The following is a 23,707-nucleotide window of genomic DNA, read 5'->3' on the forward strand; positions in this document are numbered from 1 at the left end:
GATAATAGTTTATCACTGCCCAGCGCCCAAATCCACTATTCTGGGGTATAGGCGTCGAAGAAAGCCGCTACGCTACGATTTCAGCGGTCGGATGACGTTACGGTTCGACAACCGAGTTGCGGAGCGTCCCGACGCCGTCGTAAGTTATCTCAATTGTGTCATCGGGCGCAACCGTGCCTGGATTGGCCGGACTGCCGAACGCAACGACATCGCCGGGCCGGAACGTGAACCGCTTCGAGAGGTATGCGACCACCTCATGAGGTCCGAACAGCATCTCGCTGGTGTTGGCAGACTGCCGGCGCTCGTCGTTGATGTCGGTGTACATATCGATATCGGTGGGGTCGACATCAGTCTCGATCCATGGCCCCAGGGGCCCGGACCCGTCGAAGGCCTTGCGTGCGGTTCGGCCCTGCTGGTCCAGCGCATCAACGTCGTTCAGTATCGTGTATCCCCTGACCGCGTCGGAAACGTCAGCCGGGTCGATATCGTGACACCGTTCGCCGATGACCGCAGCGAGCTCACCGGCGTAGGTCAGCTCGTCAGTAAACGGCGGGTAGGGGATGTTCTGCTCGTGGGCGAGTAGCGCTGTCGGAGGCTTGATGAAGAAGTCCGGCTCCTCTGGGCGGTCGTAATCCATCTGGTCATTGGTAGCGGCGTAGTTCCGGCCGACGCAGTACAGCGCAGTCGGTTCACACGGCGGGAGCAGTCGTCCATCGCGGCCGACCACGTACTGGCCATCGTCAGCGTGGACGACGCCGTCAACGTATTCGCCGGTGACTGGCCCATCCTCGGTCAGAAGTCGTGCGATTCGCATACTGGATTGTCTGTGTGGCGGTGAAAAAGGCGTGTCGGCTACCGTGCGCCGCTCAACAGCCACCACCGGTTTCAAGTCCTGAAGCACTGTTCTATCGCCGTTCCGGCCGAGTATCGACCCGCGTGCTGTAGCCGGAGTAAATCTAATGTCGCTATATCAAATAGCCCGAGGACTACGGAACTGCCATCAGCATCCAACAACGGAACAGCGGTGACGCCACCGAAGCGATTTTTTCACGCAGCGACCTATTGCCGAACATGGCTGTGACCCGACGCCTACTCATGGCCATCGTCGGCCTGTTTTCGCTGCTGGTCTACTTTACGGCGGCATACGTCGGGTATCTGCTACTGCTGCCAGTGTGGGACAGCCGCCCGTCGCCGCTAATGGCCGCTCTAGTCGTTCTCGGGACAGCGATTGCACTCGGTGTCGTGAACTACTGGGCTGCAACGGCACAGCTCAAGCGATCCCTCAATGCGGTCGAACTCCCGCGGGCGCGTGCACCAGAGGCCTACCATCGTCTCGATGCGCTTGTCGATCAGATGAACGTCGAGACGCCGACGTTGCTACTGGCGGAGCTGCCAGTCCCAAACGCGTTCGCCATCGGTGGCGGCACTGGCACTATCGTCGTCGACAGGCGGCTGTTCCGGCTGTTGTCCGCAGCGGAATTCGAGGGACTTCTGGCACACGAACTCGCGCATCTAGAAACCCGTGACGCACTGGTCCAGACTGTCGCGTACAGTTTCGTCCAGACGCTTGTCGGACTCATCGGCCTCGCGTTGTTCCCCATCGTGGTGCTAACCGGTGGCATCGCCCGTTCGCTCGCATTGCTGCGTGGCGACCCATCGTCGTGGTCGCGCTCCTGGCTTGGTCGGGCACAGCGGTACTCGCTACAGGTCGTTGCCGGTCTCGGCTTCGCCGTGACGCTACTGCTACTCGGCTACTCTAGACGTCGTGAGTTGGCGGCCGACGACCGCGCAGTCGAGATAACGGGGAATCCCGTTGGGCTTGCCCGGGCCCTTGCAAAGATCGAGCAGGCATCGACGCCGGACCCCGGTCTCTTGCGACAGGTATACGTTCACAGTGAAGCGGATAACGAGCTTTCGCGCCTCCTGTCGACGCATCCACCGATAGACGGGCGAATGCAGCGGCTACAGGACCGAGCGCAGTATGGTAATTTCACGAAATCAAGCGAGCGGCCGAGCAGCCGTCGGTAGCTGCGTCGCTGAGCGGCGGCCGGGAGCGACATGGTATATTCAAACCAGCCATTTCATGCCCATATAGGTGCATTCAGAGAGCATATAAGATTAATATAGTTGAGAAGGCGATTGTTTTCACGGCAGGTGCTGCTCGCAGCATGTCGGTTTTGGCGGCCTGTATGGCCGACAAAAGTCTCGTTCGGTGCGCAAGATAGGTCCGCAGACTGTGGACTTATCGCGGCGCTGGACCGAAGATGAGCCTGTGTCGCCGGATAGTGTTGCTTCCGAAGAGAGTCCGGCCGTGAGAGAGGCTCTATATACGCATTGAGAGCGACATAGTTGTCCTAGAAACCGCTATGTTCGGCACGGATCATGCGCTCACATATGCAAGCGAGCATCCCGGAGCGAGCGACCGAGGCGGCAAAGAGCCACACATACGGATGTCCACTGTGTAACTGTGGTGCGGACAGTGAAGACGATATTTACTGCCATCTGCTGGTTTCACACCGGAAGAGCGCAGTTGTTGGCGCGCTGCTCGAAAGAGTGGGCAACGAGTAGGCCCGTGTTTAATCCCGGGAACGGGGACGGTGTCGCCGAGTAGTGCCAAATGGCAAATTATAGGAATAGTAACTCAGATTTTACTATCATATTTGTCTTCTTGATATTATATTTTCGAGATCGAAGTCGAGTGCTCAATAGTGTCGGTAGAGGAGGTTTTTGACCGATTTCGGGCGAACTAGGCGGGCTACAGCGCGTTGACTATGATTCGCTGGTCGGTGTGTTTTACTCGATAAACTCAATATCGCTATATTAAATCACGGGGGATTTCCTCACCAGCGACGACCGCTCCAGCAGTACGACTGTAAACAGCAGACCGATAACACACATACACATGTTATACTATGGGATAGGTTTATATACCAAAAGCAGTCAGGTAACAATCAATCATAGTGTCACGATAACAGAATTCGATCGTCACGGGAAACACAGTAAGGCCGAGAGAACAGTATCTCCGCGTCACAGACATCGCAAAGCAGTCACGAACGATGAGACAGATCTGCCAACACACAGATTCTGTGTTGTTTGCTGTTTTGACAGCGGTAGCTATTTTAGAGAGGTTCGATTGCGATTCCGTTATAACTCAGCTATCAGATCCGAGTTGGACCGGTGACGCTGGTTACACTGGCGACGGTGCGTGTTATTCAGCATTGCCGCCGTGACACACCGACATCAGCCGGTCGTTCCATACCGTCAAACGACGCGGCACAGCGAAGCATGGGAAACGCGTAAGTATTGGGAATGAGATGAATTAAACGTATGACGCAGACGTATGAGAACTATATCGACGGTGAGTGGACCGGTAGCGGAGAGACACAGGAGGTCACAAACCCAGCAGACGAGACTGACGTCGTCAGCACGGTTCCGGTGGCTTCGGCGGCGGACGCGGACGAAGCGGTTGCAGCCGCGGCAGCAGCGACAGACGAATGGGGCGAAATGCCCGGTCCGGAGCGCGGTGCAATCCTGCGTGAGACCGGTGAAATCCTGAAATCTCGGAAAGACGAGCTTGCAGAGACGCTGACCCGCGAAGAGGGGAAGCCGCTCGGCGAAGCCGAGGGCGAGGTACAGCGTGCGATTGATATCTTCTATTACTACGCGGAGAAGGCCCGTGACTTCGGCGGCACCGTCAAACAGCCCAGCGGCGGCCGTGCCGGGCTGCAGACGAAAAAAGAGCCGATGGGCGTTGCGGCGCTCATCACGCCGTGGAACTACCCCATCGCGATTCCAGCCTGGAAGATCGCACCGGCACTTGCGGTCGGCAACACTGTCGTCATCAAGCCCGCGATGCAGGCACCGACCGTCGGCGCGATGATCGTCGAGGCGCTGGACGAGGCCGGGATTCCGGACGGCGCTATCAATCTGGTCTGTGGCCCCGGGAGCGAGGTCGGCGAGCAGCTGACCACCCACGACGATGTCGACGTGGTGTCGTTCACGGGCAGTGCTTCGGTCGGCGAGCACGTCTACGAACAGGCGACGAGCAACGGAAAGCGCGCACAGGCGGAGATGGGCGGGAAGAACCCGACCGTCGTCATGCCGAGCACCGATGTGGACAAAGCGGCTGACATCGTCGGAGCCGGCGCCTTCGGCGGGACGGGCCAGGCCTGTACAGCGACCTCCCGGGCTATCGTCCATGAGGACGTGTACGACGAGTTCCTCGACGCCATTGTCGACTACGCCGAGTCCCTCGAAATCGGGGACGGGCTTGACCGGGCCGGCATGGGTCCCCACGTCAGCGAGGACGAGCTCGCGGGGAGCCTAGAGTACATCGATGTCGCACAGTCGGAGGGAGCGACCCTCGAAACGGGCGGCGAGGAACTCACCAGTGGGGAGTACGACGGCGGGAACTTCATCTCGCCGGCCGTCTTCTCCGACGTTGAGCCGGATATGCGCATCGCACAAGAAGAGGTGTTCGGGCCGGTGCTCGCCGTCATGTCCGTCTCCGACTTCGATGAGGGTGTCGAGGTTGCAAACGACATCGACTACGGCCTCTCGGCCAGCATCGTAACCGACCGAATCAAAGAGGAAAACGAATTCATCGAGCGGTCCGAGTCTGGCGTGGTCAAAGTCAACGAGAAGACGACCGGACTGGAACTGCACGTTCCCTTCGGCGGCCTCAAGCGCTCCTCAACGAACACCTACCGCGAGCAGGGTGACGCCGGTCTGGAGTTCTTCAGCTACATCAAGACGGTGTACCGCAACAGCTAATCGAGGCGGCCACCGCCGCTAACGCGAAGTGGTTTTTTGTTACAGATTTTCTATATGGTACTAATCGCTACCTCCTGTTTCTTGTCAACCGCCAGAGCGTGCAAAGTCGTGCTCGTAGCCCAACCGACCGACGATGGTGGAACGGTTCTAGCACCGGCGCTGTCTGTCCCATACAGACGCTCCACTCTCGTTAGTAGCGCCCCGGTAGCCGGGGGGATTCGCTGCCGCTACTGCCATAGCTGGACCCGCCTGAGTGTGGCGAGAAACGAGACCGCTATTCGGTTGGGCACAGCACCGTTTCGTCGTCGGCAGTCATAGCGTCCGTTCTTTCCATAGTGAACACAACAAGTGGAACGGAGTTTCAAATCGGTCCCTGTCAAACGAACCGCGGTGCTCCGCTCACGGATGGTCGTTCATAATGATGGAACACACTCCATAACGGTTGTACTGTCGTTATTCTCGATACCAAGACCGGAGTTCGTGGACGAAGACAGACCACAGGCGGCCCGTAAAACGGTATTTTCCACTCGAATTATCGACTAACCGGTATCGAAGACCTGTGGCTGAGACTAGTGTCTTGTTCTACCATACTGAACAGTTGTACCGTTTTTCGGGAAACACTTACTTAAGATATGAACTATCATTCGTTACACTGGAACGGTGGGCTGATGTGGGCGTGCCAACACAAAAGATAATATCCAGCCAATTGACGACAGTGGTATGAACGTTGACGCGCTCACGGGAGGATTCGACCGTCGAGACTGGCAGGAACAGACAGCGACCGACAACCCAGTTCGGTTTGCGATGATCGGCGTCGGCTGGTGGACCACCGAACAGGCGATGCCCGCCGTCGACGCAGGGGACCTCTGTGAAACGACTGTGCTGGTCAGCAGCGACCGCGAGAAAGCGGCGGACGTGGCAGCTGATTCGGAGACAGTCGAACACGCGATTACGTACGAGGAGTTCCACGACGGCGCCGCAAGCGACGCGTACGACGCCGTCTACATCGTCACCCCGAACGCGCTCCACCTCCCGTACGTCGAGACGGCGGCAGAACTTGACAAGGCGATCCTCTGTGAGAAGCCGATGGAGGCCACCATCGAGCGCGCCGAGCGAATGGTCGAGGTCTGTGACGAGCACGACGCGACGCTGATGATCGCCTACCGAATGCACACCGAGCCAGCCGTCCGGCGAGCGAAGGACCTCATCGACGAGGGGTACATCGGCGAACCGCTGTTCGTCCACGGCAACATGACCGAACCCATTCTCGAACTCGTTCCCGACCCTGACCAGTGGCGGCTGGACGGGGAACTGTCCGGAGGGTGTGCCGTCATGGATATCGGCATCTATCCGCTGAACACGAGCCGATTCCTGCTGGATGCCGACCCCGTTGCAGTCCGGGGGACCGTTGCCTCTGTGCAAGAGGAGTTCGCCGATGTGCCAGACGAACACGGCGCGTTCCAGGTAGATTTCCCCGGCCACGTGTACGCGGTGTGTACCGCCAGCCAGAACGCACATCTTGACAGCCACATCTCCGTACTCGGGACAGAGGGCAAGGTCCGCGTCGAACCGGCCTTCTACCCCTGGGACGACCGCGCGCTCCAGTTGTCTCACGAGGGGACGACGGTCGAGATCGACTTCGAACAGATCGACCAGATGGAAGAGGAGTTCGAGTACTTCGCCCACTGTCTGCTGACCGACACTGAGCCCTACGCCGACGGCGAACACGGCCTCGTCGATATCAACACGATCAAGTCCGTCTACGAAGCATCCGAGACGGAGTCGACAGTCAGACTCGATTGAAACCGGTGCGAGATTTTTTGACCCGGCCAGGTATAGTTCGGCACATGGTTCAGTCAACGTGGGACGACTGGTTCGTCCGCGACGAGATCGAAGCAACAGACCCCGGCGACGGCGTCGTGATCTGGTATCTCGGCTGTAACGGCTTCGTCCTCCGCTCGCAGTCGACGACGCTGTACATCGACCCCTACTTCGGGACTGGCGACCCGCCGAACCTCATCCGCATGATTCCGGTGCCGATGGACCCCGCCGACGCGACCCAGTGTGATGCCACGCTCGTCACACACGAACACATTGACCATATGCACCCGCCGTCGTACAGCCCGCTGGTCGAGGACCTCGGGGCGGACCTGTATGCGCCGTCGGCATCGTATGACTCCCCGGACTACGACGGTGAGATGCGAGTGCCCGACGAGCAGCGCAATGAAATCGCTGTCGGTGACGAGTTCGCTGTCGGTGATTTCACCGTGCACGTTACTGGGACGAACGACTCTGACGCCATCGAACCGGTGGGGTACGTCATCGAGCACGACGCCGGGACGTTCTTCCACGCCGGCGATAGCCGGCCCGCCGAGGCGTTTTCCGACGTGGGCGAGCAGTTTGACATTGACGTTGGCGCACTGGCGTTTGGCACTGTTGGCTCCATCTACGAGCCCGAGCCCGACTCCGGTGTCAGAACGAAGTGGTATATGGACGAAAACGAGATCATCGAGGCCGCAAACCAGCTCCAGCTATCCCGGTTGCTCCCCTCCCATCACGATATGTGGCAGGGCGAAGCGGGCGACCCGAAGGTGCTCCACGAACACGCGGTGTCGTTTGACTACCCCCGAGTCATCGAACCGCTGTATATCGGCTGTTCGGTTCGGCTAAGTGAGCCCGGTATTCGCCGTCTTGACGCGCTGGACTGAGTGAGACCGTGGGTCCGGTCCCCGCGGTGTCGGTTGCTCAAGCAGATACCGCGGATTTGTCGCGGGGTAGCTTTAATACCCCCACCACAGTATGTCCGGCAAATGTCGCCAACAATAACGAAGATCGAAAGCCGAGAGTTCGAGTACCCTCTCGAGGACGTGGGGACCGACAAGCACGGCTTCAATCTAGTCTATGCGCCTGGCGAGACAACCACGCGGAAACTATTCGGCGTCCAGATCCATACTGACGAGGGAATTACGGGCGAGTACGTCGGCGGCAACTCGCCGGCAGCCGCCCAGTACAACATCATTGCCCAGTATCTTATTGGCAAAGACCCGCTGAAACGCGAGAAGCACTGGTCCGAATGCAAGCGCGCGCTCCGGAAGTACGACCGGATGGGCATCGGCCCAATCGACATCGCGCTGTGGGACTTCGCCGGCAAGTACTACGACGCGCCGATTCACGAACTGCTGGGAACCTACCGCGAGCAGATTCCCACCTACGCGTCGACGTACCACGGCGACGATGCGGGGGGGCTGGACTCGCCCGAAGCCTTCGCCGACTTCGCCGAGGAGTGCCGCGACGAGGGCTTCGGCGGCTTCAAAATCCACGGCTGGGGCGGCGGCGACGACTCTCGAAGCCTCGACCGCGAAGTCGAAGCGGTTCACGCTGTCGGCGAAGCAGTCGGCGACGAGATGGACCTGATGCACGACCCGGCCTGCGAACTGGAGACGTTCGCCGACGCGCTGGAACTGGGTCAGGCGCTCGATGAACAGGACTTCTTCTGGTACGAGGACCCGTTCCGTGACGGCGGTATCTCACAGCACGCCCACAAGAAGCTGGCACAGAAGCTCGACACGCCGATCCTCCAGACTGAACACATCCGCGGACTGGAAATCAAATCCGACTTCGCCGCAAGCGAGGCGACTGACTTCCTCCGGGCCGACCCCGAGTACGACGCGGGCATCACCGGCGCGATCAAGGTGGCCCGCATGGCCGAGGCGTTCGGGCTCGACGTGGAGTTCCACGCGCCCGGTCCCGCCCAGCGCCACTGCATCGCCGCCTGCCGGAACTCGAACTACTACGAGATGGCGCTGGTCCACCCGGACTGCCAGAACACCCAGCCGCCGGTGTACGAGGGCGGCTACTCCGACCTGATGGATGCGGTCGACGACGACGGGACGGTCAGCGTCCCTGACGGTCCCGGCCTGGGCGTGGAGTACGACTGGGACTACATCGAGGACAACACTACCGGAAGCGTCCACGTCTACGAATAGCGGCACTGTTTTTCCCGGTAAGCGCACTCCGTCCGTTTTGACTGCCGCAGTAGCGAGCCGTCCCGTCGTTCGCGGGGACAGGCCGCCGAGCGTCGTCCTGTTGGGTCCCAGGCGAATACTTATGCCGGAATCGTCCGAACGGATAGTAGTTGATGACAGACGGAGACAGGACCCTGACCCGCCGGGAAACGCTCCGCGCAGCCGTCGCCCTCGGAGGGTCGACAGGGCTCGCAGCCTGCCTCGACCTGGAGGGGCAGCCAACGGAGGCGGGAGGGACAGACCGCGGTACCGACCGGCCGGCTGGCACCGAATCGGAGGCTGAACTACCGAGTCGACAGCACGCGTGGAACGAGTTCTCTCGAACCGACGAGCACGGGAATCCGGTGCCGGCTCGGCACCATGTGTTGTTGCTGGCCGACTATGTTGGCGACGGACCGGTCAATGATGGCGACCGGACACAAGCGGAGAACGCGTTTCGCGAGCTAGAGGAGACGTATCGGTGGGGGTCTGACGGGCTTCTGTTTACTGTCGGCTACTCCCCAGCGTACTTCGACCGGTATGACGAACCGCTCTCCGAGTTGGTCGACCTGCCACAGCCAGCGGCGCTGGCCCCTTTCGAGGACCCGTCGTTCGATACCCCGGATCTCCTCGTTCATCTGGCAAGCGACCGCGCTTCGGCGGTGCTGGAGGCCAAGCAAGCGCTGTTCGGTGAGCTGGAGACCGCAAACGGGAGCGAAGTCACCGAAACCATAGACGGGACGGTCGAGTTGATCGACCGACGGACAGGGTTTATCGGTGCGGGGCTCCCGGCGGAACACGACGACGTGGATGGCGTTCCGGACGGCGCGGTCCCCGAAGATGCACCGCTGTTCATGGGTTTCAAATCGGGGTTTCGACAGAATCAGGCGACGGAAGACAGCGTAACGATCGCGGAGGGGCCGTTCGCGGGCGGGACCACGCAACACCTCTCACTGCTACACACGGAACTGGAACAGTGGTACAACCAAGACTCCCGGGAACAGCGCGTCGCCAAGATGTTCTCGGCGACGCACGCAGCGAAGAACCTGGTCGAAGGCGTGGGCGACAACCTCGGTGATTCGTCGCTCGTAGCGGAGACTGGCGTCGCTGACCGAGTCGAGGACGACGCATTTGAGAAGGGAGTGGTCGGGCACGCACAGAAACTCGCGCGTGCACGAGATGAGGGCGGTGACCCACGGCTCCTCCGGCGCGATTTCGCGACGGTAAACGATGGCCAAACCGGAGTACACTTCCTCAGTCTTCAGGAGGGCATAACGGACTTTATCCGGACCCGGAACGCCATGAACGGCGACGACGTTGCGAATGTCGGCGGCGTCGGTACGAAGAACAACAACGGGATACTGCAATACGTTACGACGGTTCGACGCGGGAACTACTTGCTCCCGCCCCGCTCGAAACGCTCGTTCCCCCGTCCGTCGTGACCCAGCCGGCCCCACAGTCCGCCCGAACGACGGCGACGGTCTATCCTGACAAGGTTTTTTATCCTTTCCGAGAGCAGAGGGATACCATGTCGCCCAGGAGAAACCCGACGCGCCGGGACTTCATCGCTACGAGCGGGGTAGCACTTGGGGTGAGTGTCGCCGGCTGTGCAACGGGGGATGACGCCGCGGACGAGACCCCGTCCGAGGCTGCACCTGGCGGTACCGAATCGACGCCCGAGGGAACCGAACAGGGACGGGGAAATGAGCTCCCGACAGCGTCTGCCCAGGAACGGCCATTAGTGCACATCCCGGCACATCAAGACGGGATGCGGATGGTCGGTATGGCGGAGGTAGGACCGTATATGGTGGCGATGTCCTATACACTGCTTCACGACTTCTGGATACTAACTGGCAAGGAGAAGAGTTACGTACAGATTGAGGACGGGCAGGGACTGCATCTCATGGCAACCGTGTGGGACCCGGAGTACAACCAGCGCATCCCGCTGGGTAGCCCGCCTGTCGAGGTTCGAGATGCCGCGAGCGGCGACAGTGTGACCGAAAAGTCGCTGTGGCCGATGCTGTCCCAGCAGATGGGCCCACACTTCGGGGACAACGTCGCGTTTCCGGAGGAGGGAGAGTACACGGTGCAACTCTCGTTTGACCCGGTCTCAGCGCGGCAGTTAGGGGAGTATCGCGGGCGGTTCACCGACGCGGTGGACGCCGAGTTCGACCTGCTGTTCAGAACCGACATCACGAACAACATTCGCGAGCGGTTCGTCGACGAGGCGGGACAAGCGGGGGCGCTCGAACCGATGGAGACGGATATGCAGCCCGACGGAAGGCTGGCGGATGCAGCGTCGCTACCGGGTGAACACGGCGGGATCATCGAAAGTGGTGCTGCGGAATTTGTGGTGCAGGTGCTGCGTAGGGCTCCGGCCGGAATCGACAGCTCTGGTCCGTATCTCGCCGTGTCCGCTCGAACGCCGTACAACCAGTATCCCCTCCCGTTCATGGGTCTCCGAGCAACTGTGGCCAACGCCGGCGAGGAGGTCCGCGAGCCACTGAAGGCAGCCATTCACCCCGAACTGGGGTATCATTACGGTGCCCCGTTCCCTGCTATCGCGATGGGTGACGACGTGACGCTTTCGGTCGGGGCCCCGCCACAGGTCGCGCGACATCGCGGCTACCAGACTGCGTTTCTGGAGTTCGACGACACGACGCTCACGCTCGGAGACGGGACGTAGGGGGCTACTCGGGGACACAGCGAGGAGACGACAGTTCTCACGCCAGACATGGCCTGGCCGTGTACTGTCAGCTACGATCGAGATGCAACTCCGGGCCAGAGTGCCACATCGGGAGAGAATCTGCTACCGCCGAGACGACGGAACCCGGCTACAACCATCGCACGGAAGGCGGGCGCTGGGATGCCAGACGACCGACGCCGAGAGAGCGCACGACGGCGATGCGGCCCAGTGTAGGACACGCCGCACACAGCGGCGAGACAATCATGGTCGGCCAAGCGAATCCATGTTCGTAGCTACTCTGTCTTGATTCGGCCTTCGACCGACGGCGAAATCGTCCCGTCCTCCTCGATTGCGTCCTCGACGATGACCGACAGCAGTTCGCCCTCGTTCGCGTCGATAATCCTCGGGGCGTCCTGGAACATCGTGTAGCTGTCGCCGCCTGTGGCGGTGAAGCCGTTCGTTGCGACGGTGTAGGTCGCTTCGGTGTCGAGTGGCTCACCACCGACTGTTACCTCCGTGACGCGGTCGCCCTTCGATTTGTCCGGGTCGTATGTGTAGCGCATACCGCTCACCTGCAGGAATCCGCCCCCGCCGGTCGAACTGAGCTCCAGTGCCTCGACCAGCGTTTCACCGGTGACCTCGATGGTCACCTGGCTGTTCCCGAACGGGAGGACGCTGTAGACCATTCGTCTCGTGATGTCCCCTTCGGGGTAGAGTTCGTCGGTCCGGATACCCCCACCGTTCTGGATTGCGACGTCCGCGTTGCCGTGGCTGCGGAGCGCATCGGCGATGTAATTCCCGAAGTTTGACTCCTCGGAACGCACAGTGTCCTCGCGGGCATCGAGTGGGACGGTTGTCTCTCCGATGACGACGTCGAGCTCGTCGCTGAGCTTGCTTTCGTAGCTTTCCGCGACTTCGAACACACCTGGGTGCGGTTCGACGCGGCCCTCATCAACCGCGGCAGCGGTGTCGTACACCGTCAGGCTGTGGTCGGTTCGCTCCCCGTCTTCGACAGTGAGCGTCAGTTCGCCGAGGTAGTCGTACTCGTCGTCAACAAACGAAAGCACCGTGTCGTTCACGACTTGGGGCTCCTCGGAGAACGTCGCGGCGTGGTCGCCGACGATGACGTCGATACCGTCGACAGACTCCGCGAGCTCGACGGCGGCCGGGCTTGCCACGTGGGACAGCACGACGACAAGATCAGCGCCGTCGTCCCGCATTTCGGTCACGACTTCCTCGACCGGGGCTTCGAGGCCCGGGACCTCCGTCGTCTCGCCCATGGTGGTGATCGTCGGCGCTTCGACGTTGATTATGCCCGTGAGCCCGACAGTCACATCGCCGGCCGAAACGAGTTCGTACTGGCTCGCTCCCTGTTCAGCGCCGAACACGTCGCCCGTTTGTGCGTTGCGGGCGTTCGCGCTCACCCACTGGAACTCGCTGTCGGAAATGCGGTCCCGCAACACGTCCGGCCCTCTGTCGAAGTCGTGGTTCCCGAACGTGTCGAACTCCAGCCCGCCCTCATTGAACGCGTCGACGATGTGTTTGCCGTCGAACTGTGCGGAGAGAATAGAGGTGGCCAGGTCGTCGCCGGATCCGACCTTTATTGAGTGGTCGTTGTTGTCCGCGATCTGATTCATCAGGTCGAAGTAGGTAGCGATGTTCGCCGCCTCTTCGAGGTCGCCATAACTGCCGTGGACGTGGGTGTCGTGGACGAGCGTCACCTCGCCCGTTGCAGGTTCAGATGTGCTCTCGGCCGTGCCAGATGAGGTCGTGGTCTCCTCAGCATCTGTAGATGCTTCGTCGGTCTGCTCGGTGCCGTTGTCGGAACTGGAAGCACAGCCGGCGATTCCCGCAACGCCGAGTGCAGCAGTAGCCGAGAGGAACTTCCGCCGGTCGACTGGTGTGTTCGTCGTATCGTTCTCCGATCGGTCCGCTGAAGCGGCTTCTAGGTCTTCTTTGTTGCTTCGTGACACAGCATACATTAGATTGAACGTTTATATAAAATGTTTGCTGGGTGCTAATTTGACGGAACTACAACAAATAATCCACACAGACGCTGGTGTGGTAATATTGTACAAAGTGAATCACAGACTTGTGCCATATTGGCATTCGGTCGGCAATAGCACAGTAGCGCAAGTTCGGACACACTCGTGCTGCAGCGGTGGAGCAGTCCGCGCCTCAGTGGTCTGGTTTCCGTGGCTTCAGGCTGTCGGCTCATCGGATTTTCGCCCCGAAGACAGTTTCACGGGTGTTATCAGGGCGTTGTAATAGCAGAACCGACACAGCAAGCGGCCGCTACTGCGTCGCGTAGGCTTGGAGGCCCGTCTCAAGGATGTCCCGGTATCGGTCGACGTCGATGTCGACAGCGACACGATTGTTGGGGTCGTTGTCGGTCGTGCCGTGCTCGTCACAGATGACGGCCCCGTGGCAGGGACCGCCGGTCGTGTCTACCTCAATGTGGTACTCCTCGAAGGTGAGCACCGTTTCGTCAATGATGTCGGCGACGACAGCGGCGTCGTGGATGGCCGGCGCGTCGGCCAGTGGGTAGGTTCCGGAGTCGGGCCGGTAGTCGAGCCACTGGGCGACAGTCCCTCGGATGCCATCGGCCGTGCGGAACTCCTCGATGAACTCGGGAGAGACGGTGGCGCGGTTGGTCACGTCCAGCCCGACCATCCGCGTGGTGGCGTCCTGCAGGACGCGGCTGGCCGCCGCGGGGTCGTTGTGGAAGTTGGCCTCGGCCATCGGCGTCACGTTCCCGGTCGTCATCGCCGCCCCACCCATGAGATAGATATCGTTAACGAGGTCGGGTAACCGCGGCTCCTTGGCCAGTGCAATCGCCAGATTTGGAAGCGGACCGACGGCCGCGATCGTCAGTTCGTCGCCGTACTCGTGGGCGGCTTCGACGATTGCATCGGCCCCGTGGATATCCCGTGTGTTGCCGTCGGCGTCGGGGATGTCGCCGTGGAGCCCGTTCTCGCCGTGAATCCACTCGGCGGTCGTGAGGTCGTCGACGAGCGGGCGACCACAGCCCCGGGACACCGGAACGTCGTAGCCACCGAGGCCCAGTATCGCGTGGGCGTTTCGCGTCGTGTTCTCGATAGTCGTGTTCCCGCAGACAGTCGAGAGACCGACAACATCGATTGCATCGTGACCGAGCGCCATCGCCAGCATGACCGCGTCGTCGCAGCCAGGGTCCGTATCAAAGAAGACTTTGCGTGACATACCTCCGAAATTCCGCCCATCGGGTCTTAAAGGCTGGTACGTACCGGATGTAACACGGAAGCACCGCTGTAGACAGACCTGTGGACGATCTGTCGGGCCATCGTCGCTACCACAATCGGTGTGTCGGAATGTGTGGCCGACAGATCAGGTGTGTCCGTCAACGCCGTCTTATACTGGCCAGGCGGTGTGATAGCAGGGGACAGCAAAGAGTCGGCCCATCCCCAGAGTCGAAATCCGAGCCACGGTTCGAAGGGACGAGGCGAAGTTGGTCGTTCGTTACAGACAACAGTCAGTATCCGGAAATAGTGCGTCTATCACAAATTTTAACTATATAGTCATAATACTGTACGGGAAGTGATGGACAGAAATCACATACGACCAGTACTACTCAGCGTACTACTCGTTCTGTCGGTGGTCAGCACCGGCTTCCTTGGAAGTGCCGCTGCTGTACCGAGCGAGCAAAACGAGTTGGTAACGGCGAATAGCCAGACAGCGACACAGACAGCCGCAGCTGGTGGGGCGACCTGTCAGCTTGACAGTAGTTGTCCAGTGCCTGATAATTCGGTCGATCTCAACAACAGTGGGGCCGGGGTCGACGTGTTGATCGACGGGAGTCATCAGGGCTCGACGTTCACGAAGTTCGCAAACCGACTCAGCGAACGCGGGTACGACGTCGACACGAAACGGTCGACGACCGGCGGGCTGACCTCGTGGAACAGTTCGGCCGCGAACGGGCTGTCGGACTACGACGTGGTCGTTATTCCCGTCCCTCAGACGGCCTATAGCGAGGCCGAACAGGATGCGATCGACGAATACGTCAGAAACGGCGGCAGCCTGTTCGTCGTCGGGGATTGGACCTCACCGCTACAGGGTCACGCCGGCAAGCTCAACGACATCACCGACCCGTACGGGCTCCACTTCAACGGCGAGAGCGACAAGTGGCTCCGGAACATTCAGGACCCGACCAACAAGACAGTTGAAGACTACGAGTGGCGAGTTGTGCTCCACAACACGGGCCAACATCCGATAATGAACAACGTGGACACCGTGGAGTACGACGGCGTCAGTCTCAACGTGACCGACACGGACAACGGGACGCAGGCCCCGTTGCTGTACGGTGACAGCGATACCTACGAGTACACTTACTCCACGACAGAGAAGGAGTACCCCCGTGGCGAGCGCATCGTTGGTGCGGCCGCGACGTGGGATATCGGTGACAACGGCCGCGTCGTCGCCTTCGGCAGTCAGAAGTCGCTCACGACGTATCTCACCGACGAGTGGCAGGCCGAACACCAGCAAACCGATACGCGGCCGTTCCTCTTCCGGACGGTGAAGTGGCTGGCCTCGTCGGGCCACGTCGAGCGACCGGACAGGCCGGTCGCCGTCACCGGCGAGCGAGTCAAGGGCGGCGAGACGCCAGCAAACGAGACGATTGTGCTGAAAAACAGCGAAGTCGCCGCCGCCATCGGTACCGAGACGAACGGACCCTTCGGCACGCTGCCGGGCGGTATCTACGACGCCAACGCGTACGGGCTGACGACCGACCAGATCGGTGTCGCCGAGTTCGCGTTCAACAACTTCGGGACGTGGCCCGTCTACGAGTCCTTCGAGCGCCAGAACGCAACCGGGCCAAACGGCGCGGCAGTCGTCACCGCGACTGGCCACGTCAGCACGAATCCGAACGTCTCGATTACGACGACGTACACGCTGCCAGCCAACTCCAGCCACATCTGGATCAACACCACGATGGAAAACGGCGGCGACCAGCGCCTCCCGATCAACGATTCCGAGCGCCTCCAGAGCGGGGCCGCACTGAGTTCCGAGGGGCAGTCGACCTGGCTCCCTGGCTCGGGAACGATCGAAGAGACGCGCTCGCCACCAGTGAGTGCCGACACGCTCGACCAGCCCTGGGCCGCGCTCACCGGTGACCGCGTGAGCTACGGCGTCTGGGGCGGGAACGGCTCATTTACCTCGTACACGGGGTCCACAACCTGGGTTGACCCGTGGCTCGAACACCGCCTCGACCCCGGCGAAACGCGGTCAGCGGAGTTCGCTTTCTTCGTCGGCGAAGATGGGTCAAGTAGCGCGACCAGCGAGTACTACAACAAGCAGCAGGGAACCGAGACAGGGACGGTGACCGGCAGCATCGAGAGTACGGACAACGAGTCCGTCTCACAGGCTACAGTCACCGCCTCGAAGGACGACCGTGCGTTCACCTACACCGTCGGCTCGGAGACCGGAACGTACGAACTCGAACTCCCCGCCGGCGAGTACACGCTGACGGCCGATGCCAGCGGGTTCGCAGCATCAGAGCCCAAGTCCGTCACCGTCAGCGGCGGCGAAGCGACAACCGCCGACTTCGACTCGCTAGAAGGACCGGCTCCCGTCAACGTCACCGCAACGATAGACGACGAGGGCGAGGTCAGCCCCGCCGATGCCCGGATTACGGTGCTCGACGGCGGCACCGCGGTCCAGACCGTCTACACCCGGACGACGCCGGCCGGCACGGCCTCGTTCCAGCTCCCGCCCGGTAACTACACCTTGGTGTTCAACCACGGGACGGGCTACATCGCCGAGCCGGTCGAGAAGAACATCTCGGTGACGCCCGGCGAATCGGTCAGCGTCAACGCGACGTTCACCGAGGAACTCGACCCAAGCGAACGCAACTGGGTCGGCATCGACCCCCACGCCCACAGCAGCGTCAGCTTCGACGGCAAGACGCCCATCGACAACTTCGTCGCCATTCAGAAATCGGCGGGCGTTGACGCAGTGTTCATCTCCGACCACAACGCCATCGGCGGCTGGGGGTCGATGCAGTCACAGGCACAGGAGCGCGACATCATGTTCGTCCGGAGTGAGGAGATCACCACGGGCGACCTCGGGCACTTCAACCCCTATCCGCTGCACGGCGAGGAGATGATTGATTCCGACGGGACCCTCGTGGAGTTCATCGAGGAGTCCCGCAGCCGACACAACGCGACGGTGTTCCAGATCAACCATCCGGGTGACCGCTTCGTCAGCCTCGACAGCGCGCCCGGACAGCACGAGGAGTACCTCCCGATGGTCGACGCCATCGAGGCGTACAACGGCCCGTACGGCGAGTCCGACGCCGCGAGCGTGCAGGGGCTGTTCACCCTCTGGAACAACGGCTACGACATCACCGCGACCGGGGTCAGCGACGACCACTGTTCGCAGTGCTTCCCGGCGAAATACGGGAGCGCCCGCACCCGGGCATACGTCGAAGGGACCGTCACGCCCGAGAAGTGGGCCCAGTCAGTGAAAGACGGGCACACGTACGCGACGTACGGTCCGGCCGTCGAGTTCACCGTCGAGGACAGGATGCCTGGCGAGACCGTGAACACGACCGCCGGGTCGTCCGTAGAGGCGTCCGCAACGGTCCGGAACCTCGACGAACTGGCCTACGCCGAGGTCATTCGGAACGGCACGACCGTTTCGAACGTCACGCTCGACGGCACGAACGACACCATGAGCACCGACGTTGATATCGACGGGAACGCGTGGGTCGCCTTCCGTGTCGTCGACGAAGACGGCGACCGAGCGCTGACTAGCCCAGTCTGGATTTCGGCCGGTCAGCAAGCCGAATCCGGGACTGACGGCAACGGCGAGTCCGGCGGAGCCACGGCGACTGCCGCGCCAGACACCGAGGGCGAGTCAGCAGCAACGGCGGTGGATGACACTGCAACCGCGGAGTCAGAGACGACCGCCGCGTCCGGACCCGGGTTCACCGCCGTCGTCACGCTGCTTGCACTCATCGGTGCAGCGCTGCTCGCAACGCGGCGGAGGACCTGAGCCATGCGGGACACCAGCCAGCGACGGAGTCGGCGTGGGTTCCTCGGAACCCTCGCGCTGGCTGCGGTGACCAGCGCCGGCTGTAGCAGCCTCGGCGGTACACAGAACGGCCAGCCGGGCGAGACCGGAGCTGGCGGCTCGGCGGCAACGTCCGAGACAAGTGAAACGCCCGCACAGGCAGGCGATGGGGCACACCACGACGAGGCGCACGGCCACACGCACACAGACGGCGGTCACGACCACGGCGATGGACACAGCCACGACGGTAGTGACGACGAAGCCGATATCGCTGCCGACACCGAACTCGCCGCGTTCGAATCCCACCTGCGCGAGTGGTTCGTCGATATTGACTCCCTCGCCGTCGAAGACAGTCGCATCAGACTGACCTACGTCACGAAGAGCACGCGCAGCCACGAACTCGCGGCCGGCATCGAGACGGTCGTCGTCTCGTTCATCCAGGCGTACACGGACGACTGGGGGGTCGAAGGCCTCGACGCGGAGGTAATCGAGCCGTCCGGCGACGTGATGGGCTACTGGCGAACCGAATCGCGGTGGGTCGAACCGGTCGCCGAGGGCCACGAGACGCGGACCGCGCTGCTCGAACGGACGCTCGACACGTACCACGGCCGCCGCACGCGCGACCACGACCACGCTGAAACCGACCACAGCGGGACCGAAAGCACTCACCAGCACAACGGAACCGAGCACGCAGACCACTGACGGCAGCGGTGTAGTTACTGCCGTCACCGTCGTTCTGAGAATGGGAGAGAGTACGATTCGGTTCGAAAAACGCCGTGTCGTTGCTCAGACTTTCAGCAACGACAGCAGGCTGACGCCGACATCGAAGTACTCGATGAGGCGATAGCCGACGAGGATTCCGAGGATTCCCATAACACCGGCGAGGTTCGGCGGGGCCGGAATGGGAACATCCAGCAGTCCGAACACGACGCCGGTAGCGACGCCGGTCATCGTCGCGACGATAACGAGTGAGAGATTCATCGGTCGGTCACCACTGCTCTGCAGCGAGGACCCACGCAATCGGGTGTCGAAGCGCCCCAAAAGCGGCCGACGGGTGTGTTTGAAGTGTGTGCCATTGGTGGCATATAGAACGGATTCGAGCGGTAAGTATGCTCCTCATCAGGCCAGCAATGGTTGAGAGTAGCACACACCAACCGCAGATAGGTCTGTAATACCAAGAAGTACATCCATCTATCCGAATAAGGTATTTTCGAGAGGTACATACTCATTTTCTAAGTTTGTCTCTGGTATATCTAGCCACGTAGAGAGTGGAAAACGGTAAGAGCGGTTTCACTGTAGACACTTATCCCATTATGTATGCAAATAATCTTAAAGTAGAAGGCTATAAGGCTATATACGCACAGGCTGAATACCGCCAGAGGAGCAACCACGCTCAGTATCGTCCGGGAGGCTGGCGTTTATAACCAAGCCACGGGAAGTGATGACGATGCAAGCCGTTCAGTTCGACAGTCACGGCGACCGTGATGTGCTTGAGTATGGCGAGTTTCCCGACCCCGAACCGGGCCGCGATGAGGTGGTCATCGACGTGAAGGCGGCCGCGCTGAACCACCTCGACATCTGGACGCGGCGCGGGCTTCCCGGCATCGACCTCGAGATGCCACACATTCCGGGCAGTGACGCCGCGGGTGTTGTCGACGAGGTCGGCGACGGTGTCTCGCGGTTCGAACCGGGCGACCGGGTGGCCGTCCTCGCCGGCAAGAGCGGCGGCGGCGACGAGTTCAGTCGCAAGGGTGACCAGACACTCGCACCGGACTTCCACATCATCGGCGAGCACGTCCGGGGTGTCCACAGCGAGTACGCCGCCGTGCCGGCGGAGAATCTCACCCCAGTCCCCGAGGGCGTCAACTGGGAGACAGCCGCCGCATCGCCGCTGGTGTTCCAGACCGCCTGGCGGATGCTGCGCGACCGCGGCGACCTGAAGGCCGGCGAGTCGGTACTGGTGCTCGGTGCGTCTGGCGGTGTGGGCCACGCGGCCGTCCAGATTGCCGACCACGCCGGCGCTGAGGTGTTCGCGACCGCCAGCAGCCAGGAGAAACTCGACTACGCCAAAGAACTGGGTGCGGACCATACAATCAACTACGAGGAGACGGACTTCGCGGGCGAGATTCGGGACCTGACCGACGGCCGCGGCGTCGACATGGTCGTCGACCACATCGGCGCACAGACTTGGCAGGACTCGCTCAAGAGCCTCGTCAAGGGTGGCCGGGTCGTCACCTGCGGGGCGACGACTGGCGGCAACCCGGAAACGGACATCAACCGCATCTTCTGGAATCAGTTGCAGGTCATCGGCTCGACGATGGCCACCCCAGGGCAGGCTGATGAAGTGCTGGATCTGGTCTGGCAGGGAGAGATGGAGCCGCGAGTCCGCGAGACGCTGCCGATGAGCGAAATCGCCCGGGCACACGAGATAATCGAGGACCGCGAAGGCTTCGGGAAGGTCGTGGTCGTTCCCGACAGCGAACTGTAGGTCCGCCCTTCGTTTTTGTCGTTACTCCGCTCCGAACCGAGCCGTCGCGAACGCCTCGAAGGGAGCCGAGTACTGCATCAGCATTGTGCCGAGAATACTCATGAGAAGGACGTATGCGACGGTAAACGAGTAGACGGCGTTTGCCAACTCGGTCGACAGTGACGTGCCTGCCCCGGTCAGGGCAACGGCGGCAATAATCAGGGAGAACTCACCACGAGTGACCATCCCGAGGCCGACGCGCATTGACCGGCGCGGGGTGAGGGCGTACGCACGGCCACTCAGATAGCCCGACAAGATTTTTGTCGGCGTCGTGACGACGATAGCGGCGACGACGAGCCCTGCGACGCCGGCGAACAGTCGCGGGTCGGTCTCGACGCCGATCCAGAAGAAAAACACCGCCGCAAACGTGTCGCGGAGGGGCTCCAGCAGTCGTTCTAGCTTGTGCGTGTGAGTGGTCGGGGCGAAGGCCATCCCGATGAAGAACGCGGCGACGGCCTCGCTAACGCCGATAGCGAGGGCAAGCCCGGAGATGAAAACCGTGATGCCGACGGCCCGCACCACAGTGAACTCGTTCGAGGTCGTCTGTAAGGCCCGCTCAAACCATGGCGTCCCGTAACGGGCCAGCAGCAGGAGCGCGACGATGAATGAGAGCGCGACGCCGACAGAGGTCGCGGCGGCCCCGAGGTCGGACCCACCGGTGACGAGCGCGGCGGCGATTGTGAGATACACCGCAATGAACAGGTCCTCGAACACGAGCGTCCCGAGCATTGGGTTGGCCTCGTCGTTGGCGATCCAGCCGAGGTCGATAAGCGACTTCGTGATGATAGCTGACGAGGAGATGTAAACGATGCCGGCGACCAGAAAGGCCGCAAGCGGGTCCCGAAACAGCGCGAACCCGAGCACGAGCCCGACACCGAAGTTGATGCCGAGGTCGATAGTCCCCGCTCTGGTGATGCGCTCCCAACTGTCCAGCAGCCGGTCCAGATTGAACTCCAAGCCAAGGAAAAACAGCAGAAAGACGATACCGAGCTCCGCGCCGAGTTCGATAAACTCCGAGGATTCGACAACCGGAAGACCGTAGCCAGCGACGGTAACCTGCCCCGCGACAGACGGCGACAGTACCATCCCGATGACAATGTACAACGGGATCACCGACTTGTTCAGCCACACCGCGACGAGCGTAGCGGCTGCAACGGCGGCGAACAACACACCGATGCCGAGCAGGTCAGCCACGACAGCAGCCCCCCAGCGACTCGGTTCTGACCATCTACAGGTCCCCGGCCAAGAGCTTCTCAAATGACTCGCAGTTGTCGCGTTCGCCGATAACCACAACAGTGTCGCCGTCCTCGATTTCGACGGTCGACGTGGGGCCGGGAATGACATCGTCGCCGCGCTGTATCGCGACAACGGTGACGCCGGTTCGCTGCCCGACGTTAGCACCGGCCAGTGTCTCGCCGACCAGTGGCGAGTCCGCCTCGACCGCGTACCACTCGAGCAGCGTCCCTTCCGACAGCATCGTCTCGACGTGGCTGGATTCGACCGGCTGGAAGTACGCGCCTTCGAGTATCGTGCCGACCAGTCGGGCCATCCGGTCCGAGAGTTCGAGGAGTTTCTCGGAGTCGGCGTCCGCGCTCTCTTTCAGGTACAGTTCGCGAGTGCCCGTGTTGTGGGTCACGACGACCAGTTGCTGTCCACCGCCGATGTTTACCTCGTGTTTCTTTCCGACGCCGGGCAGGTCACTCTCGGTCACGTCCATACGCCGGGATTGCGTTCGACTGCGTATAAGCCTCTGTGCCCGGACCTCAGTTAGCGGGTCGCCGGCACCCGATAGGCGGGACCCAAAGGTATTAGTGGGTTCCTGCCAACGTTCAGGCAAGCCAACTTTCGCTAAAACAACTCAGCTTGTTTTAGCGTTGGGAGCTACCAATGCCACACGACACACTCCTGCTCATCGGTCGGGACACGTCACGCGCTACGCCCTTCGAGACACACGCTCGCCGCCTGCGCGAGCGCGGCGTAGCAACCGACGTGACGGTGCTGACCTACGACCACGAACCCCGTCGGGAGTTACGCGACGAACTGGTAGCCATCGATGCCGACCGCGTGTTCGCGCTGCCGATGACCGTCGCGCACGACCACTCAACAGTCACAGACGTGCCGGCGGCACTCGACGAAATCGACGCTGAAACGCACTACTGTGAACCAGTCGGTCGCAGCCCGCTACTGACCGAAGCGATCCGTGACCGTGCCGCCGCTGCGGTCCCGGAAGCCGCTGACTCCTCCGTCGCGCTCGTCGCCTTCGGCTCCAGCGGCAAACCGTATCAGCGGCAGGTGACGGAGTACCACGCCGAGCGCCTGCGCGAGCGCTCGGCCTTCGGCGAGGTCGAACCGTGCTATCTGCTCCAGAACCCGGCTGTCGAATGTGTCAGGTACAACCTCGCCCACGACCACGCTGTCGCCGTGCCGCTCTTTCTCGCGCCAACCGACGCGACCGAGTCACAGATCCCCGCCAAACTCGACCTCGATAGAGGCGGGCTCGCCTACACCGACACACTGGGTGACCACCCGCTCGTCACCGAGGCCGTCGCGACCGCCGTCGAGACGGCGCGGACGATGGCCGACACACGCACACCGCAGACCTTCGAGGCGACGCTGGCCGCAACAAACCGGCCGATGGCGACCGACGGCGAGGGTGATTAGGGCTGT

General features: G+C 61.5%; 18 protein-coding genes. 12 read left to right on the plus strand and 6 right to left on the minus strand.

Annotated features, from left to right (window positions below):
* Nucleotides 1-97: 97 nt before the first annotated feature.
* A complete protein-coding gene (locus tag G9C82_RS07725; protein ID WP_004964836.1) occupies nucleotides 98-814 on the minus strand; it encodes a fumarylacetoacetate hydrolase family protein in 717 nt (238 codons plus the stop codon).
* A 257-nt stretch (nucleotides 815-1,071) separates the two neighbouring features.
* On the opposite strand from G9C82_RS07725, the gene G9C82_RS07730 reads away from it, so the two are divergent.
* From G9C82_RS07730 to G9C82_RS07765, 8 genes are all read left to right on the plus strand, one after another.
* Entirely contained in the window at nucleotides 1,072-2,028 is a 957-nt protein-coding gene (locus tag G9C82_RS07730; RefSeq protein WP_127013773.1) for a M48 family metallopeptidase, read from the plus strand.
* A 366-nt stretch (nucleotides 2,029-2,394) separates the two neighbouring features.
* The gene (locus G9C82_RS07735; RefSeq protein WP_164734747.1) at nucleotides 2,395-2,568 is read left to right on the plus strand and encodes a hypothetical protein; all 174 of its coding nucleotides are present in this window, start codon (nucleotides 2,395-2,397) and stop codon (nucleotides 2,566-2,568) included.
* A 759-nt stretch (nucleotides 2,569-3,327) separates the two neighbouring features.
* Entirely contained in the window at nucleotides 3,328-4,773 is a 1,446-nt protein-coding gene (locus G9C82_RS07740) for an aldehyde dehydrogenase family protein (protein WP_127013774.1), read from the plus strand.
* A gap of 720 nt (nucleotides 4,774-5,493) precedes the next feature.
* Nucleotides 5,494-6,576 (plus strand): D-xylose 1-dehydrogenase Gfo6, encoded by a 1,083-nt coding sequence (gene gfo6 / locus G9C82_RS07745; protein WP_127013775.1) that lies wholly within the window; start codon nucleotides 5,494-5,496, stop codon nucleotides 6,574-6,576.
* A 44-nt stretch (nucleotides 6,577-6,620) separates the two neighbouring features.
* A complete protein-coding gene (locus G9C82_RS07750) occupies nucleotides 6,621-7,481 on the plus strand; it encodes an MBL fold metallo-hydrolase (protein WP_127013776.1) in 861 nt (286 codons plus the stop codon).
* A gap of 102 nt (nucleotides 7,482-7,583) precedes the next feature.
* Nucleotides 7,584-8,759 (plus strand): mandelate racemase family protein, encoded by a 1,176-nt coding sequence (locus G9C82_RS07755; RefSeq protein WP_127013777.1) that lies wholly within the window; start codon nucleotides 7,584-7,586, stop codon nucleotides 8,757-8,759.
* 152 nt (nucleotides 8,760-8,911) lie between these two features.
* Complete coding sequence (locus G9C82_RS07760; RefSeq protein ID WP_127013778.1) at nucleotides 8,912-10,219, plus strand: Tat pathway signal protein; 1,308 nt, start codon at nucleotides 8,912-8,914, stop codon at nucleotides 10,217-10,219.
* 86 nt (nucleotides 10,220-10,305) lie between these two features.
* Nucleotides 10,306-11,463, plus strand: a complete 1,158-nt coding sequence (locus G9C82_RS07765; RefSeq protein WP_233425841.1) for an iron transporter — start codon at nucleotides 10,306-10,308, stop codon at nucleotides 11,461-11,463.
* A 293-nt stretch (nucleotides 11,464-11,756) separates the two neighbouring features.
* On the opposite strand, the gene G9C82_RS07770 is transcribed toward G9C82_RS07765, so the two are convergent.
* Together G9C82_RS07770 and G9C82_RS07775 are read right to left on the minus strand one after the other, a co-directional pair.
* Nucleotides 11,757-13,445 carry a bifunctional UDP-sugar hydrolase/5'-nucleotidase gene (locus G9C82_RS07770; protein WP_127013779.1) on the minus strand — a complete coding sequence of 563 codons (1,689 nt, stop codon included), beginning with the start codon at nucleotides 13,443-13,445 and terminating at the stop codon, nucleotides 11,757-11,759.
* A gap of 313 nt (nucleotides 13,446-13,758) precedes the next feature.
* A complete protein-coding gene (locus G9C82_RS07775; RefSeq protein WP_127013780.1) occupies nucleotides 13,759-14,685 on the minus strand; it encodes a nucleoside hydrolase in 927 nt (308 codons plus the stop codon).
* A gap of 357 nt (nucleotides 14,686-15,042) precedes the next feature.
* Here G9C82_RS07775 and G9C82_RS07780 point away from each other — a divergent pair, with 357 nt between their 5' ends.
* Together G9C82_RS07780 and G9C82_RS07785 are read left to right on the plus strand one after the other, a co-directional pair.
* Nucleotides 15,043-18,495: a CehA/McbA family metallohydrolase gene (locus tag G9C82_RS07780; protein ID WP_127013781.1), complete on the plus strand. Its 3,453-nt coding sequence runs from the start codon at nucleotides 15,043-15,045 to the stop codon at nucleotides 18,493-18,495.
* A 3-nt stretch (nucleotides 18,496-18,498) separates the two neighbouring features.
* Nucleotides 18,499-19,215, plus strand: coding sequence for a hypothetical protein (locus tag G9C82_RS07785; protein ID WP_127013782.1), 717 nt, complete (start codon nucleotides 18,499-18,501; stop codon nucleotides 19,213-19,215).
* Nucleotides 19,216-19,299: 84 nt separating this feature from the next.
* On the opposite strand, the gene G9C82_RS07790 is transcribed toward G9C82_RS07785, so the two are convergent.
* Nucleotides 19,300-19,494 (minus strand): XapX domain-containing protein, encoded by a 195-nt coding sequence (locus G9C82_RS07790; protein WP_004518274.1) that lies wholly within the window; start codon nucleotides 19,492-19,494, stop codon nucleotides 19,300-19,302.
* 466 nt (nucleotides 19,495-19,960) lie between these two features.
* Between G9C82_RS07790 and G9C82_RS07795 the strand changes: the two genes are divergently transcribed.
* On the plus strand, nucleotides 19,961-21,001 hold the full coding sequence (locus G9C82_RS07795) for a zinc-binding dehydrogenase (RefSeq protein WP_127013783.1): 1,041 nt from the start codon (nucleotides 19,961-19,963) through the stop codon (nucleotides 20,999-21,001).
* A gap of 21 nt (nucleotides 21,002-21,022) precedes the next feature.
* Here G9C82_RS07795 and G9C82_RS07800 read toward each other — a convergent pair whose 3' ends face one another.
* A complete protein-coding gene (locus tag G9C82_RS07800; protein WP_127013784.1) occupies nucleotides 21,023-22,234 on the minus strand; it encodes a cation:proton antiporter in 1,212 nt (403 codons plus the stop codon).
* 34 nt (nucleotides 22,235-22,268) lie between these two features.
* Nucleotides 22,269-22,757 (minus strand): cation:proton antiporter regulatory subunit, encoded by a 489-nt coding sequence (locus tag G9C82_RS07805; protein ID WP_004964894.1) that lies wholly within the window; start codon nucleotides 22,755-22,757, stop codon nucleotides 22,269-22,271.
* Nucleotides 22,758-22,927: 170 nt separating this feature from the next.
* Between G9C82_RS07805 and G9C82_RS07810 the strand changes: the two genes are divergently transcribed.
* Complete coding sequence (locus G9C82_RS07810) at nucleotides 22,928-23,701, plus strand: CbiX/SirB N-terminal domain-containing protein (RefSeq protein ID WP_007189681.1); 774 nt, start codon at nucleotides 22,928-22,930, stop codon at nucleotides 23,699-23,701.
* The last annotated feature ends 6 nt before the right edge of the window (nucleotides 23,702-23,707 follow it).

Source organism: Haloarcula sp. R1-2, from assembly GCF_011627385.1.
In the GTDB taxonomy this organism is placed as follows: domain Archaea; phylum Halobacteriota; class Halobacteria; order Halobacteriales; family Haloarculaceae; genus Haloarcula; species Haloarcula marismortui.

What these genes read in the sequence shown, in the direction of transcription:
- G9C82_RS07750 (WP_127013776.1), top strand. Translation starts at nt 6,621, where the DNA reads ATGGTTCAGTCAACGTGGGACGACTGGTTCGTCCGCGACGAGATCGAA.
- G9C82_RS07740 (WP_127013774.1), top strand. Translation starts at nt 3,328, where the DNA reads ATGACGCAGACGTATGAGAACTATATCGACGGTGAGTGGACCGGTAGC.
- G9C82_RS07775 (WP_127013780.1), bottom strand. Translation starts at nt 14,685, where the DNA reads ATGTCACGCAAAGTCTTCTTTGATACGGACCCTGGCTGCGACGACGCG.
- G9C82_RS07770 (WP_127013779.1), bottom strand. Translation starts at nt 13,445, where the DNA reads ATGTATGCTGTGTCACGAAGCAACAAAGAAGACCTAGAAGCCGCTTCA.
- G9C82_RS07755 (WP_127013777.1), top strand. Translation starts at nt 7,584, where the DNA reads ATGTCGCCAACAATAACGAAGATCGAAAGCCGAGAGTTCGAGTACCCT.
- G9C82_RS07795 (WP_127013783.1), top strand. Translation starts at nt 19,961, where the DNA reads ATGCAAGCCGTTCAGTTCGACAGTCACGGCGACCGTGATGTGCTTGAG.
- G9C82_RS07780 (WP_127013781.1), top strand. Translation starts at nt 15,043, where the DNA reads ATGGACAGAAATCACATACGACCAGTACTACTCAGCGTACTACTCGTT.
- G9C82_RS07805 (WP_004964894.1), bottom strand. Translation starts at nt 22,757, where the DNA reads ATGGACGTGACCGAGAGTGACCTGCCCGGCGTCGGAAAGAAACACGAG.
- G9C82_RS07810 (WP_007189681.1), top strand. Translation starts at nt 22,928, where the DNA reads ATGCCACACGACACACTCCTGCTCATCGGTCGGGACACGTCACGCGCT.
- G9C82_RS07790 (WP_004518274.1), bottom strand. Translation starts at nt 19,494, where the DNA reads ATGAATCTCTCACTCGTTATCGTCGCGACGATGACCGGCGTCGCTACC.
- G9C82_RS07730 (WP_127013773.1), top strand. Translation starts at nt 1,072, where the DNA reads ATGGCTGTGACCCGACGCCTACTCATGGCCATCGTCGGCCTGTTTTCG.
- G9C82_RS07735 (WP_164734747.1), top strand. Translation starts at nt 2,395, where the DNA reads ATGCAAGCGAGCATCCCGGAGCGAGCGACCGAGGCGGCAAAGAGCCAC.
- G9C82_RS07725 (WP_004964836.1), bottom strand. Translation starts at nt 814, where the DNA reads ATGCGAATCGCACGACTTCTGACCGAGGATGGGCCAGTCACCGGCGAA.
- G9C82_RS07760 (WP_127013778.1), top strand. Translation starts at nt 8,912, where the DNA reads ATGACAGACGGAGACAGGACCCTGACCCGCCGGGAAACGCTCCGCGCA.
- G9C82_RS07765 (WP_233425841.1), top strand. Translation starts at nt 10,306, where the DNA reads ATGTCGCCCAGGAGAAACCCGACGCGCCGGGACTTCATCGCTACGAGC.
- gfo6 (WP_127013775.1), top strand. Translation starts at nt 5,494, where the DNA reads ATGAACGTTGACGCGCTCACGGGAGGATTCGACCGTCGAGACTGGCAG.
- G9C82_RS07785 (WP_127013782.1), top strand. Translation starts at nt 18,499, where the DNA reads ATGCGGGACACCAGCCAGCGACGGAGTCGGCGTGGGTTCCTCGGAACC.